The organism is Achromobacter spanius (assembly GCF_002966795.1).
GTDB lineage: Bacteria > Pseudomonadota > Gammaproteobacteria > Burkholderiales > Burkholderiaceae_B > Achromobacter > Achromobacter spanius_D.
In genome coordinates, this window is sequence record NZ_CP023270.1 from 4,639,367 (window position 1) to 4,652,623 (window position 13,257).

The 13,257-nt window shown below is 64.1% G+C and carries 15 protein-coding genes; 3 read left to right on the forward strand and 12 right to left on the reverse strand.

The features are described from left to right. Positions 1-8: 8 nt before the first annotated feature. Positions 9-299, forward strand: a complete 291-nt coding sequence (locus tag CLM73_RS20995; RefSeq protein ID WP_056570634.1) for an antibiotic biosynthesis monooxygenase family protein — start codon at positions 9-11, stop codon at positions 297-299. Positions 300-337: 38 nt separating this feature from the next. Here the strand turns inward: CLM73_RS20995 and CLM73_RS21000 are convergent, their stop codons facing one another. From CLM73_RS21000 to CLM73_RS21040, 9 genes are all read right to left on the reverse strand, one after another. Next, on the reverse strand, positions 338-694 hold the full coding sequence (locus CLM73_RS21000; RefSeq protein WP_105240080.1) for a nucleotide pyrophosphohydrolase: 357 nt from the start codon (positions 692-694) through the stop codon (positions 338-340). 38 nt (positions 695-732) lie between these two features. Further along, positions 733-1,269, reverse strand: coding sequence for a PolC-type DNA polymerase III (locus CLM73_RS21005; protein ID WP_234015919.1), 537 nt, complete (start codon positions 1,267-1,269; stop codon positions 733-735). Positions 1,270-1,348: 79 nt separating this feature from the next. Beyond that, on the reverse strand, positions 1,349-1,573 hold the full coding sequence (locus tag CLM73_RS21010; RefSeq protein WP_056570982.1) for a DUF1653 domain-containing protein: 225 nt from the start codon (positions 1,571-1,573) through the stop codon (positions 1,349-1,351). A 125-nt stretch (positions 1,574-1,698) separates the two neighbouring features. Continuing rightward, complete coding sequence (locus tag CLM73_RS29355; protein WP_105240082.1) at positions 1,699-3,042, reverse strand: methyl-accepting chemotaxis protein; 1,344 nt, start codon at positions 3,040-3,042, stop codon at positions 1,699-1,701. A 167-nt stretch (positions 3,043-3,209) separates the two neighbouring features. Next, positions 3,210-3,920 carry a glutathione S-transferase gene (locus CLM73_RS21020; RefSeq protein ID WP_105240083.1) on the reverse strand — a complete coding sequence of 237 codons (711 nt, stop codon included), beginning with the start codon at positions 3,918-3,920 and terminating at the stop codon, positions 3,210-3,212. A gap of 140 nt (positions 3,921-4,060) precedes the next feature. After that, a complete protein-coding gene (locus CLM73_RS21025) occupies positions 4,061-5,659 on the reverse strand; it encodes a GMC family oxidoreductase (RefSeq protein WP_105240084.1) in 1,599 nt (532 codons plus the stop codon). Positions 5,660-5,688: 29 nt separating this feature from the next. After that, complete coding sequence (locus CLM73_RS21030; RefSeq protein WP_105240085.1) at positions 5,689-6,492, reverse strand: shikimate dehydrogenase family protein; 804 nt, start codon at positions 6,490-6,492, stop codon at positions 5,689-5,691. A 13-nt stretch (positions 6,493-6,505) separates the two neighbouring features. Then, on the reverse strand, positions 6,506-7,492 hold the full coding sequence (locus CLM73_RS21035) for a transketolase family protein (RefSeq protein ID WP_105240086.1): 987 nt from the start codon (positions 7,490-7,492) through the stop codon (positions 6,506-6,508). Next, positions 7,493-8,350 carry a transketolase gene (locus CLM73_RS21040; protein ID WP_105240087.1) on the reverse strand — a complete coding sequence of 286 codons (858 nt, stop codon included), beginning with the start codon at positions 8,348-8,350 and terminating at the stop codon, positions 7,493-7,495. Positions 8,351-8,474: 124 nt separating this feature from the next. Between CLM73_RS21040 and CLM73_RS21045 the strand changes: the two genes are divergently transcribed. Both CLM73_RS21045 and CLM73_RS21050 read left to right on the forward strand, forming a co-directional pair. After that, positions 8,475-9,179 carry a GntR family transcriptional regulator gene (locus tag CLM73_RS21045; RefSeq protein ID WP_105240088.1) on the forward strand — a complete coding sequence of 235 codons (705 nt, stop codon included), beginning with the start codon at positions 8,475-8,477 and terminating at the stop codon, positions 9,177-9,179. A gap of 9 nt (positions 9,180-9,188) precedes the next feature. Beyond that, positions 9,189-10,259 (forward strand): glycerol dehydrogenase, encoded by a 1,071-nt coding sequence (locus CLM73_RS21050; protein WP_105240089.1) that lies wholly within the window; start codon positions 9,189-9,191, stop codon positions 10,257-10,259. A 66-nt stretch (positions 10,260-10,325) separates the two neighbouring features. Here the strand turns inward: CLM73_RS21050 and CLM73_RS21055 are convergent, their stop codons facing one another. Genes CLM73_RS21055 through CLM73_RS21065 form a run of 3 tightly spaced genes read right to left on the reverse strand, consistent with a single transcriptional unit; the run spans position 10,326 to position 12,989 of the window. Next, entirely contained in the window at positions 10,326-11,261 is a 936-nt protein-coding gene (locus tag CLM73_RS21055) for a 3-keto-5-aminohexanoate cleavage protein (RefSeq protein ID WP_105240090.1), read from the reverse strand. Then, on the reverse strand, positions 11,254-12,207 hold the full coding sequence (locus CLM73_RS21060) for a 3-hydroxyacyl-CoA dehydrogenase (RefSeq protein ID WP_105240091.1): 954 nt from the start codon (positions 12,205-12,207) through the stop codon (positions 11,254-11,256). Before CLM73_RS21060 ends, CLM73_RS21055 begins: the two co-directional genes overlap by 8 nt. Continuing rightward, positions 12,207-12,989: an SDR family oxidoreductase gene (locus CLM73_RS21065; RefSeq protein ID WP_105240092.1), complete on the reverse strand. Its 783-nt coding sequence runs from the start codon at positions 12,987-12,989 to the stop codon at positions 12,207-12,209. Before CLM73_RS21065 ends, CLM73_RS21060 begins: the two co-directional genes overlap by 1 nt. Positions 12,990-13,257 lie beyond the last annotated feature (268 nt).

The following is a 13,257-nucleotide window of genomic DNA, read 5'->3' on the forward strand; positions in this document are numbered from 1 at the left end:
ACCAAGCCATGATTCAGGAGATTGCCAGCATCCACGTCCGCGAAGGACAGGAGGCGCTGTTCGAAGCCGGTGTTACCCAGGCGAAGCCGCTGTTTCTGCGCGCCAAGGGTTGCCATGGCATGGAACTGTACCGCAGCATCGAGCAGCCGCAGCGCTACACGCTGGTGGTGGACTGGGAAACGGTCGAAAACCACATGGTGGATTTCCGGGAGTCGGCCGATTTCCAGGAGTGGCGCAAGCTTGTCGGCGGCTTTTTCGTTGAGCCGCCCCAAGTGCACCACGAACAGAAAGTGATCTGAACGCGCGGCGCCGGTCCGGGCGGCTGCGCGGACCGGCGTTATTCTTCCGGCGGCTCGTTGTATTTGCGCGCGCTGCGCCGGAACGCATCGGCCGGGTACTTCTGGGCGTTCTTCACCATCTTGCCGGCAACCGCCTGCGCGATATCGATGCCCAACTGGTCCGCCAACGCCACCAGATACATCTGCACATCGGCGATCTCGTCCGCGGCGTCCGCAAGCCGGGCGGCGGGCAGATTGCGCGACTCGTCTTCATCCAGCCACTGGAACAACGAGACCAGCTCGCCCGTTTCCCCTGCCAGCGCCATCGCCAGATTCTTGGGCGAATGAAACTGCTGCCATTCGCGTTCGGCCGTGAACTGACGCACGGCGAGCCGGATTGCTTCCAGATCGGACATCGGAACCTCCACAAGAATGGCGCCTTGTTGGCGCCCCGTTACGCCGTGGCCAGGCGAGCGCTGGCGGCCAACGCGACCGCAACCGTCGTCCGCACGTCGGCCAAGGCCCGGTGGGTCGGCTGCGAGGCGCCGACGTGCCGCGCCAGGATGTCGAGCTTGTGCGAAGGCAATTCGGGCCACGCGCGGCGCGCCAGCGCCAACGTGCAGTGCGTGGCATTCGGGAAAGGCAGCCCCGTCTGGTCCGCAGCCGCGCTGAGGAAGCGCCGGTCGAACGAGGCGTTATGGAAGAACACCGGCAGATCCTCGACAAAACTCAGGAACGACGAGAAGGCCTGCGCGACCGGAATGCCGTCGCGATCGACTTCGGCCTGCGTGATGCCGGTAAGGCGGGAAATGAAGGCAGGGACACGGCCGCAGGTGCGCACGACTTGCGTGTACTCGTTCACCACCGCACCACCCTCGCCGACTCTGACTGCCGCAAATTCAAGAATTTCGCAGCTTGCGGTGGACAGGCCGGTGGTTTCCAGGTCGGCGACGATGAAGGGGCCGCCCAACGCTTGCAGCGCGTGCGTCAAGGCCGCTTGCGCACGCGGCGCGGGACGGGCCGGTGATGTGTTGGCCGCGCGCGTGCGCCGGTAGAAATAGGTCACGCGCTTACTCCGCCGGGTGCAAGGCCGCAAAGCGAGCCGAGCCGTCGGCAAGCTGCCCGAAGAATAGATCGGCCGGGCGCACCCACAGGCCACGCGCGTGAGGCCAGAGGTGTTCGTACACCACCATGGACTCCTCGGTTTCGGAATGGCGGGCGGTGCCGATATAGCGGTACAGGCCACCCTTGTAGTGGCGGTGCGTAGCAAGGGCGAGGGCTTCGGATTCAGTCATGGACAGTCGGGGCAAATGGCGCGGCCCGCGGCGGAAACTGCCCGCGCGGGCCACGAATGATCGGCAATGCCGTCTTTATAGCGCACTCGCGCTGGGGCCCGGCAGGCGGGCACCCGCGCTGTCCGCTAGGCGGCGCGCAATCGCCTTGCGGTCTCGACGTGGGTTTCCGTGAGATCTTCGGTCACACCGGCAAGCTTGTCCGATTGCGCCAGCGACACGTCAACGACCTGGCCCATGATTTCGGTCACGCGGCGAGACGAGGCGACGATGCCCTCCATCGTGCCCCCGGCGGACTGAACCTGCACCGCGCCGCCCTCCACCTGCGCCACCGACGTCGTGATGAGAGTCTTGATTTCCTTGGCGGCCGCCGCGCTGCTTTGCGCCAGATTGCGGACCTCTGACGCCACGACCGCGAAGCCCTTGCCGTGCTCGCCCGCGCGCGCAGCCTCGACAGCCGCATTCAGCGCAAGAATATTGGTCTGGAATGCAATGCCGTCCATGACCCCGATGATCTCGGAAATGCGGCGCGAGCTGCCGGTGATGGCTTCCATGGTGGACACCACGTCGCGCATCGTATCGCCGCCCGTTTCAGCAATGCGGCTGGCGTCCCGGGCAAGGCTGTTGGCCTGCCGCGCTCTTTCGGCGTTTTCGGTCAGGCCCTGCACGGCGACCCGCAGCGTTTGCGCCGCGGTAAAGCGCTTGGTGATGTCGGTGGCGAACTTCACCACCTTGAATGGGCGGCCCTGCGCGTCGAGGATCGGGTTGTAGCTGGCTTCTATCCAGACCTGGCGGCCGCCCTTGCCCAAACGCATGTACTGGCCGGTATCGTGCTCGCCATTGCGCAGCCGGCGCCAGAAATCCTTGTACGCCGTGCTGCGGGCTTCTTCGGGTGACACGAAGATGCTGTGGTGCCGACCCAGCACCTCGTCAGCGCGATATCCCACCGCACCAAGAAACAGCTCGTTGGCCCGGAGGATGGTGCCGTCGAGTTCGAACTCGATGATCGCCTGGACCTTGGAGATGGCCGCAAGCTGGCCTTCGGAGTCCGCCTGCCGGTTCTGCTGGTCGGTGATGTCGGTGGCGTACTTGATGACCTTCACCGGGCGTCCCCGCTTGTCAAAGATGGGGTTATAGGACGCCTGCAACCAAACGTCGGAGCCATCCTTGCGAATCCGCCGATAACGGCCCGAATCGTGCGCGCCCTGTCCCAGCCTTTCCCAAAAGGCTGCATATTGCGGCGACCCACGCTCATCGGGATCGATGAACATGCGGTGATGCCGCCCCTGGATCTCATCGAGCGAATAGCCCGTGGTGTCCAGAAAATTCTGATTGGCCATCAAGATGTGGCCGCTCAAATCAAATTCGATGACCGCCTGGGATTTGTGAATGGCGTCGATCTGTCCCAGCAGGTCATTTTTATCGGTACTGCGATATCCACGGATAAAGCGGCCAAGAGTATGCCAAAGCATGGAAACCTCCAGGGTGTGTTTGCCGGCGTGCCTGGTACACGTAATTCTTATGTATCTAATCGAAACTACTTAATCCCAGAAATTATCATGACCCGATGTATTTCTCGGCGTCCCTTTTAAAAAGAGTTGAAAGCGTCGCCATGACGCACATTCGGGTAATCCCGGATTCAAGCCGCGTCCAGCTCGCGATACTGGCGGAAAATACCTTCGCCAAACGGCAGGCGGCGGCCGCTTGAAAAATAGGCCTGTAATTCGGGCAAAGCGGTCACGCGCTCGTGCAGCGCGAACACATTGGGAAAATGCGCGGCTACCGTGGCCATGCGTTTGGGAAACGCGAAAAGGAGGCCGTCGACCAGGTGATAAAGGGACAAGTCCACGTAAGTCCATTTTGCGCCGCCGGCCAGCCATGCTTGTGGCCCATCCAGCAACCGCTCGAAATACCCGAGAAACTTCGGAATGCGTTCTTCGCGAAAGACCTTGGCGCGACGGGCGGCCTCTTCCTTCTGGTCTTCGTAATAATCGCTGGCGGAAATGGGGTGATGGGTATCATGCGCTTCGGCCACCATATCGGCGATCGTGAGCTGCAACTGATTCACCCATAAACGGCCTTCAAGCGATTCGGGCGCAAGGCCATGCTTTTCGCCGAGGAAGAGCAGGATATTGGCGGTCTGCCCCAGCGTCATTTTTCCGGCCACCAGATACGGCGGGGCAAAAGGCGGGTGCTTGCGAGCGGATTGCATGTCATTGATCAACACGCTCTCGTCGGCGCCCGGATCGCGGGCGCGTTCCCGATATGGAATACCGCCCGCTTCCAGCGCCAGGCGCACAAATTCTCCCCGTCCGGGGATGCCATCCCAATACCAAAGGTCGTAGGTCATACGGTCTCCTTTCAGTTGGCGCAGCCGAATCTGCAGTCTGCAGCCGGAATTGGGCGTCAGCAAGGGCCATGCCGGACGCCTTCAAAAAAATGGCGCGCCAGCGTTGAGCCAGCGCGCCATTTTCTGAACCGGAATACCTCCTAGACCTGCGCCGCGTCCTCCAGGATCATTTCCGCGCCACGCTCCGCCACCATCATGACCGCGGCCTGCGTGTTGCCGGAAACCATCTTCGGCATGACCGACGCATCCACCACACGCAGGCCCGCCAGCCCATTGACGCGCAGCCGCTCGTCCGTGACGGCCGCGGCGTCCGTGCCCATGCGGCAGGTGCCGATGGGATGGTAGATGGTCTGTCCGTTGCGCCGCGCGAAGTCCAGCCATTCTTCATCGCTGTCCACCTGCGCGCCGGGGCTGACCTCGGCCTGCACGTAGCGTTGCAACGCGGGCTGGCCCACGATGCGCCGGGCCGCCTGCATCCCGCCCACCAGGCTGTCGCGGTCGACCTGCGCGGACAGGAAGTTGGGGCGGATGGCGGGCCCGGCCAGCGGATCGGCCGACTTGATATGGATGGACCCGACGGACTCGGGGCGCAATTGCGCCACCCCGATCGTCATGCCGGGATGCCGGTCCAGGATGCGTTCGGCGGCGTTGGCGTAGCTGGCGTGCACGAAGAAAAACTGCACATCGGGCGTGGGCAACCCCGGCGCGCTCTTCACGAAGCCGTGCACCAGCCCGGTACCCAGCGTCAGGATGCCTTTGCGGCTCACGTAGTAGCGCGCCACCTGCTGCGCCAGCCGCCAGCCGCGCGACATTTCATTCAAGGTCACGGTGTTCTTGACGCGCCAGTTCATGCGCGTGGCGAAGTGGTCGATGTAGTTCTCGCCCACCGCCGGCTGCGCGTGCACCACGCCGATGCCGTGCGAGGCCAGCAAGGCCGGATTGCCCACGCCGGACAACTCCAGCAATTGCGGCGATTGCACCGCGCCCATGCAGACCAGCGTTTCGCGGCGCGCGCGCACCGTGTGTTCCTGCCCGTTCTTGCGGTAGACCACACCCGCGCAGCGCTTGCCTTCGAAGACCAGCCGCGTGACATGCGCGCCGCATTCCACGCTAAGGTTGCGCCGTCCGGCCGCCGGTTTCAGGTAGCCGTCCACGACGCTCCAGCGCCGGCCGCGGTGCTGGAGCACCTGGTAGTAGCCCACGCCTTCCTGGTCGCCGCTGTTGTAATCCGGGTTGAACGGCTGGCCGTCTTCGCGCGCGGCCTGCAGGAAGGCCTCCGACACGGGAAAGCGCTCGGCGACTTCTTCGAGGTGCATCGGGCCGTCCTTGCCGCGGGTCTCGCCGCCCGGCGCGTAGTTCTCGATCTTGCGATAGATGCGCTCGGCCACGTCCCTTCCCCACCCGGCCGCGCCCGCCGCCACCCAGCCGTCGTAATCCTGAGGCTGGCCGCGCACGTAGATCATGCCGTTGATCAGCGTGGATCCGCCCAGCCCCTTGCCGCGCGGCACCGCGATGACCCGTCCGTGGACGTTGTCCTCGGGTTCGGTGGCAAAGCGCCAGTTGTATTGCGGATCGACCAGCAGCTTGGAAAAGCCCGCCGGAATGGGAATCCACATGCTGCGTGCCTCGTGGCCGGCCTCCAGCAGCAGTACGCGATACTTGCCGTCCGCGCTGAGGCGGTTGGCCAGGATGCAGCCGGCGGTTCCGCCGCCCGCGATGATGAAGTCGTAGTCGCCCATCGTTATCTACCGAATGTGTGCAGCGCCGCCTAACGGGCGGACGTCACGCCCAGCGTTTCCACCATCAGTTCGATCTGGCAGGCCAGCATCGGCGCGCCGTAATGAATCTTGCAGCCGCGCGCCTGCGCCGCCACGAGCAGCGCCGTGTCCTTGGGCTGCATGATGACCTCGCAGACCAGTTGGTCAGGCGTCAGGCGGCTGGCGTCCAGCGGCAGCGGATCGCCTTCCTTCATGCCCAGCGACGTGCCATTGACGACCAGGTCATGGCCGGACGGGTCTGCATTGCCCACCGCGATCTGCGCGTCCGGATGCAGCGACAGGATGCGGGCCTTGAGGTCCTCGGCCTTGGCGGGCGTGCGGTTGGCGATGGTCAGGCGTGAAACGCCGGCCTGCACCAGCGCAAATCCGATCGCATTGGCCGCGCCGCCCGCGCCCGCCAGATATACGCTCTTGCCTTCGGGTGCGACGCCGCAGCTGCGCAGGCCGCGCACGAATCCCTCGCCGTCCAACATGTGCGCCACGAGACGCCCGTCGGCCTCGCGCCGCAGCACATTGGCTGCGCCGATCTTGCGTGCGACGGGCGTGGCGTCGTCGGCCAGCTCCAGGATGGCGGTCTTGTGCGGCACCGTGACGATCACGCCGCCCAGGTTTTCCAGGCGGCGCAGGCCTTCGACCACCGCAGCCAGGTTGTCTGGCCGCGCGTGAAACGGCACGCAGACGCCGTCAAACCCGATCTTGGCGAAGTGTTCGTTCATGCGCTGCGGCGTCTTCACGTGATGGATGGGGTCGGCCAGGATGCCGAACAGGCGCGTGTTGCCGCTGATTTCCTTCATGGGTGTCTCCGGATCAATGCTGGATGAATTCGCGCGCGACGCCGGCAATGCCTTCGGCGTCGAGCTTGTAATGGGCGTACAGCGTGGTGGGCGGCGCGATGAGGCTGTATTCGTCATAGATGCCATGACGGCGCAACCGCGTGCCGGTGCCCGCGTCGGCCAACACCTCGGCAACCGCCGAACCCAGACCGCCCAGCACATTGTGCTCTTCGACCGTCATCAGCAGACGCGACTGCCCGGCGGCCGTCAGGATGGCGTCGCGGTCCAGCGGCTTGATCGTAGGCATATCGATCACGCCCACCGACAGGCCCTCTTCACGCAACTGGCGAGCAGCAGCCAGCGCGCCGTGCAGCGTGATGCCGCAGGCGATCAGCGTCAGGTCGCTGCCCACTTCGTGCACGATGGCGCGGCCGAACTCGAACGGTGTGTCGTCTTGGTAGACCTGCGGATCCCGCCCACGGCCGATGCGAAAGTAGATGGGCTCGGGCCAGTTGGCGGACGCCTTGATGGCCGCCGCCAGTTGCGGGCCGTCCGCGGGGGACACCACCGTCAGGCCCGCCAGCGCGCGCATGGTGGAGATGTCTTCGGTGGCGTGGTGCGAGGTGCCGTAGAAACCCAGACTGATGCCGGTGTGATGGCCGATCAGCCGGACCGGCAGGCGCGTGTAGGCGACGTCCATCCGGATCTGTTCGCAGCACAGCAACCCGAGGAACGACGCGAACGTGGCGACAAACGGCATCATGCCCGTCGTGGCAAGCCCGGCCGCCGCCGACACCATGTTCTGCTCAGAGATGCCGAACTGCACATAGCGGTCGGGATAGGCCTCGGCGAAACGGTTCAACCCGTTCGAGTATTGCAGGTCGGCCGATCCGGCGACGACCGGATGGCCGGCCTTTACCAGCTCGATCAATCCGTCGGAAAGGTAGGACAGCCCGGGGTTCACCGCATTGAGGGCGCGGTACTGCCAGGAATCGGGAGAGAGTACTTGTGCCTGTGCCATTCAGATCTCGCGGGAGAGGATTTCTTCGACAGCGCTTTGCGCATCTTGCGGGGCCAGGTAGCCCAGGTGCCAGCCGGGTTCGGTTTCCATATAGGACACCCCCTTGCCCTTGATGGTCCGGGCGATCACGCATGCGGGCTTGGCGCGCGCGTCGTCGGCGCGCAGGCGGCGCAGCAGTGCGGTGAGCTCGGCAAGGTTGTGGCCATCGACTTCGTGGACCTCCCAGCCGAACGCTTGCCACTTATCCTTCAGCGACTCCACTCCCATGACGTCGTCGACCTTGCCGTCGAGCTGATAGCCGTTGCGGTCGACAATGGCGATGAGGCGGGACAAACGGTTGTGCGCGGCGAACAGCGCGGCTTCCCATACCTGCCCTTCCTGCATTTCGCCGTCGCCCAGCATGACGAACACGTTGAAGTCACGCTTGTTCATGCGGCCGCCGACCGCCATGCCCACGCCATTGGACAGCGCGTGACCAATGGAACCGGAGCTGAAGTCGACGCCCGGCACCTTGCTCATGTCAGGGTGATCGCCCAAGGGGCTGCCTAACCGCGTGTAGCCGTCCAGCAGCGCATGATCAATAAAGCCCAGATCGGCCAGCACGGGAAACAGGCCGACGGCAGCGTGGCCCTTGCCCATGAGGAAGCGGTCGCGATCCGGCCACTGCGGCTCGCCAGGGCGAAGGCGCATCACGTCGTAGTAAAGCGCCGCGAAGATTTCGGCGCACGAGAACACGGAACTGTAGTGTCCGACCTTGGCGATTTCGATGAGGCGGATTGTCTCCAGCCTGATATGGCGGGCCTTCTCCCGCAGCATCGCGATTTCCCCCGCGGTAGGGGCCTCCTGATCCTTGCGCATCGCGCCTCCTCCTGTTGTATGGATATATGATATATAATATACCCATTGCGCTCGAATTGGCTACACCGGGCTAGAATCGCTCCTGGATTCATCCGCACCCTCCATACAGCAAGCCAGAAACGCCATGCCCAGCCTCAAACCGGTCAAAAAAGAGAACCTTTCCGTCAGGGTCTACAACGAAATCCGTAACGCCCTGATCAACGGGCAGTACGAACCTGGCGAGCGCCTTATCATTGGTGAGCTGGCGCAGGAAATGGGCGTGTCCATCACGCCGGTGCGCGAGGCCATCTTCCGGCTCATCAGCGAGCAAGGACTGGAAATGCAGGCGGCGACCGCGGTGTACGTGCCGTACGTCAACTCGGAAAAGCTGCGGGAGATCCAGCAGATCCGCTTCCACCTTGAAGGCATGGGCGCGGCCGAGGCCGCACAAAACATCACGCGCAAACAACTCGACAACCTGATCGCGCTGCAGCGGGATTTCATCTCGTGCACGTCCACCGATCCCAAGCGCGCCAGCTACCTGAACCGCAAGTTCCACTTCGCCATCCTGGAAGCCAGCAACAAGCCCATCCTGCGCAACACCGTGGAATCGTTCTGGGTCATCACCGGCCCCATCCTCAAGGTGTTCCACGTCAAGACGGCAGGCCTGGACTATTCCGAAAACGAGCACCGCCACGAGGCCGTCATCGAAGCCCTGGAAGCGCGTGATTCGGAAGCGGCGCGCAGCGCCATCCAGGCCGATCTGGTCTGGGGCGGAAAGATCATGATCGACTGGTTGGTCGAACGGGAAAAAGAACTCGACTACCGCCCCCCCGGGGCTCGCAAATAGGGAGACGCCATGCTGAAGATTTTCGGAGCGCCCAGCCGCTACATCCAGGGGTCGGGCGCCCTGGACGCGCTGGGGCAATACGCGGCGCTGTTCGGAAAGCGCGCCGCGCTGGTCATCGACAACTATGTCCATGGCGTGTTGGGTCCGAGAATCGAGGCGCTGTGCGCTCAGCATGGCGTGGCGCTTGCGCCGCTGATCGTCGAAGGCGACCTGACGCCGGAAGTTATCGACGGATTGCGCGCGCAGGCTGCGCCCGCGAACATCGACATGGTCATTGCGGTGGGCGGCGGCAAGTCGCTGGATGCGGGCAAGGCCGTGGCCAAGTCGTCGCACTGCCACCTGATCACCGTGCCCACGGTGGCATCCAATGATGCGCCCACCAGCAAGAATTACGTGCTTTACGACGCGCATCACAACCTCCTGGCCGTCGAGCACATGCTGTTCAACCCCACCATCGTGCTGGTCGACACCGCCATCATTGCAACCGCGCCGGTGCATTTTTTCCGGGCCGGACTGGGCGACGCAATCTCCAAGAAATTTGAAGCCGAACAGTGCCAGCGCAACGGCGGCAAGAACATGTACGATGCGGCGCCGCTGCTCACGGCACAGCTCATCGCCGACGGCTGCCTGCGCACGCTGCTGGCGGACGGCGCGGACGCGGTGGCTGTTGCCGGCACCGGCCAGCCCACGCCCGCCTTCGAGCGCGTGGTGGAAGCGATGATCCTCATGAGCGGTCTAGGATTTGAAAGCGGGGGCCTGTCCATTGCCCACGCCTTGACGCGCGGGCTGCCAAAGATCAACGGCGTCGCCACCGCGCTGCACGGCCTGCAGGTGGCGGTGGGCTTGCTGGTGCAGCTTGATCTGGAGAACCGCAACGACGGCATGCTGGCCGATCTGAAGCAGTGGTACGCCCAGGTCGGTCTGCCTGTCACGCTGCGCGAATTGGGCGCGCCCAGCGAGCCGTCCGATGCGGAACTGTCGCTGGCGGCGGACCTCAGCCTGAAGGCGCGCCATGCCGCCAACTTTGACCGCACGCTGGATGTGACCACGCTGGCCGCGGCGCTGCGCCGTCACGCCTGACACCCGCTGCAGCCGGCAGGCGCCGGCGGGTTTGACGCCCGCCAACCGCCCTGCCCGCCCGCGGCATCAGAACGCGACGTTGTCCTTGCCCTTCAATCCCAGCTTGGCGCGCGCTTCGTCCGGCGTGGCGACCTCGAGATTCAGCGCTTCGAGGATGCCGCGAATGCGTTCCACCTGTACGCGATTGGATTCGGCCAGTTGCCCCGGTCCGATCCACAACGAGTCCTCGAGCCCCACCCGCACGTTCGACCCCATGGCCGCGCCGATGGTTGCCAGCGGCATCTGGTTGCGGCCGGCGCCCAGGATCGACCATTCATAGTCTTTGCCAAAGAGGCGGTCCGCCGTGCGTTTCATGTGCATCAGGTCTTCCGGGTGCGGGCCGATGCCGCCCAGGATGCCGAACACCGATTGGATGAAGGGCGGCGACTTGACCAGGCCGCGGTCCACGAAATGAGCCAGGTTGTAGAGATGGCTGATGTCGTAGCACTCGAATTCGAAACGCGTGCCGTTGGCGTTGCCCAGCGTCAGGATGGATTCGATGTCCTGATACGTGTTGCGAAAGATGAGCGAGCGGCTGTTTTCCAGATGCTCGCGCTCCCAGTCGTGCTTGAACTCCGAGAACCGGTCCAGCATCGGAAAGAGGCCAAAGTTCATGGAGCCCATGTTCAGCGACGCCAGCTCCGGCTGGAACGTCGTGGCCGGCCGCATGCGCTCTTCTACCGTCATATGCGGACTGCCGCCGGTGGTGATGTTGATGATGGCGTCGGTCTCGCGCTTGATGCGCTCGAGGAAAGGCTTGAACAGCGCCGGATCCTGCGACGGCTTGCCCGTCTGCGGATCGCGCGCGTGCAGATGCAGGACGGCGGCGCCGGCCTTTGCCGCGCCGATAGCCGCCTCGGCGATCTCGTCGGCGGTGACCGGCAGGTGCGGCGACATGCTGGGCGTATGGATGGCGCCCGTCACGGCGCAGGTGATGACGACTTTCTGTTTGGGCTTAGCCATTGTTGTCTCCGTGTTGTTTGTGACGCATGAGGCGCATCAGCTTTTCGTCGCGCCAGAAGCGGCGCGCGGCAAGTTCTTCCTCGGGCAGCAAGGCCCGTCGCTCGTCGGACAGCGCATCGACCAGCGCGCCTTCCCAGGCCACGCAGTCGCCTTGGCTTGCGCCAATGGACTGATAGAGCCCGCCGTAGCGTTGGCAGTAATCCGCAAGGCCGCCCGGCGCGTTCAGGTCGATGGTTTCAAAAGGACCCATGAAAGACCAGCGCAGGCCCAGGCCGTCCTTGACCGTGGTGTCGATGTCTTCGGCGCTGGCGATACCCTGGCTTGCCAGCCTGAAGGCTTCTTGCAGCAGCGCGCCTTGCAAGCGGTTCAGGATGAAGCCTTCGATTTCGCGCCGCACCAGTACAGGCTTCTGGCCGATGCCCGCCATCACGTCGCGCGCACCGGACAGCGCTTGCGGGCTGGTCCAGGGCGCCGGGCACAGCTCGACCACCGGGATCAGGTACGGCGGATTGACCGGATGCGCCACGAGGCATCGATGCCTGCCCACAAGATGCTCGGTGAACTGGCTGGCGGGGATGCTGGACGTGGAGCTGCCGATGATGGCGTGCGGTTCGGCCAGCGCATCCAGTTCGGAAAACAGCGCGCGCTTGATCTCGACGCTTTCCGGGGAGTTTTCCTGGACGTAGCTGGCGCCCTGCAGAGCCTCTTGCAGACTGGCGGCTACCTGCACGCGGTCGACGATGGCGTCCGCGTCGTCGAGCAGGCCCTGCGTTTCCAGCACGCGAAGCTGTTGCAGGATGAGCGCGCGCGCCTCGGCAAGCATGGCGGCGTTCACGTCATGAAGCCGCACCTCCCAGCCCATGCGCGCGAAGACGATGGCCCAGCCCTGCCCGATCAGTCCCGTTCCAATGATGGCGGCGCGCCGCAGCGTGATGTCCGCGCTCATCAGTAGAGCTTCTGCGTGAAGCCATCCACGACGATGGCCTGGCCGGTGACGCTGCGCGCCGCCTCGCTGGCGTTGAACAGCACCATGTTGGCGATGTCGCGCGCGGTGACCATGCGGCCAAGGACCGCCTGGTTTTCATACTGCGCGGCGATCTCTTCGACCGGCCGGCCCAGCGTATCGGCCTTGGCGGCGATGACGGCGCGGATCCGGGGACCTTCGACCGCGCCGGGAAGAATGGCGTTGACGCGAATGCCATGGCCGCCCAGTTCGATCGCGAGCGACTTGGTGAACCCGATCACCGCCCACTTGGATGCGGAATAGACCGACCGGCCGGCAAAGCCGAGATGCCCTGCCGCCGAAGACAGATTGATCATCACGCCGGCCTTCGATTCCTTGAGCAGCGGAATCGCTTGGCGTGCACACAGGAATTGGCCCGTGATGTTGACGGCAAGCGTGCGGTCCCAATCCGCCTTGGAAAGCGTTTCGACGAAACCCGTGGGCCCGGCAACGCCCGCGTTGTTGATCAGGATATCCAGGCCGCCGAGCGTTTGGCGGACGGCGGCAAAGAGCTGCTCCACACTCGCTTCGTCGGAAACGTCGGCCCGCGCCACCTGTACGCCAGGCAGTTCCGTGGGCACGGCCGCCAGCCGTCCCTCGTTGACGTCGCACACGAACACGGTGGCGCCCGCGTGATGAAAGACCTTGGCCATTTCCAGGCCGAGCCCGTCGGCGCCGGCGGTGATGAGCACTTTCTTGCCGGTGAAATCCACTTCCTCGAACATGCGTTTGTCTCCTAGGATCCTTCTTATACGTGCGAATCATCATATACGATATATGATAAAACCAGCTATCCTGTGATCCGTCATGCGGCTGCGGCGTCGTCCAAAAAGCGTCGTTCGCCTGGCGGAATTATGTGCGTGTTTTCCCCTAACATCGGCCGCTGAGGCTTTATTCATGCGGTTTCAGGGAATTCCCTGATTCGGCATGCAGCGACCGCCACTAGAATCCAAGGCGAGGGTTTCACGCCCCGCCGGCACATATATCATATAT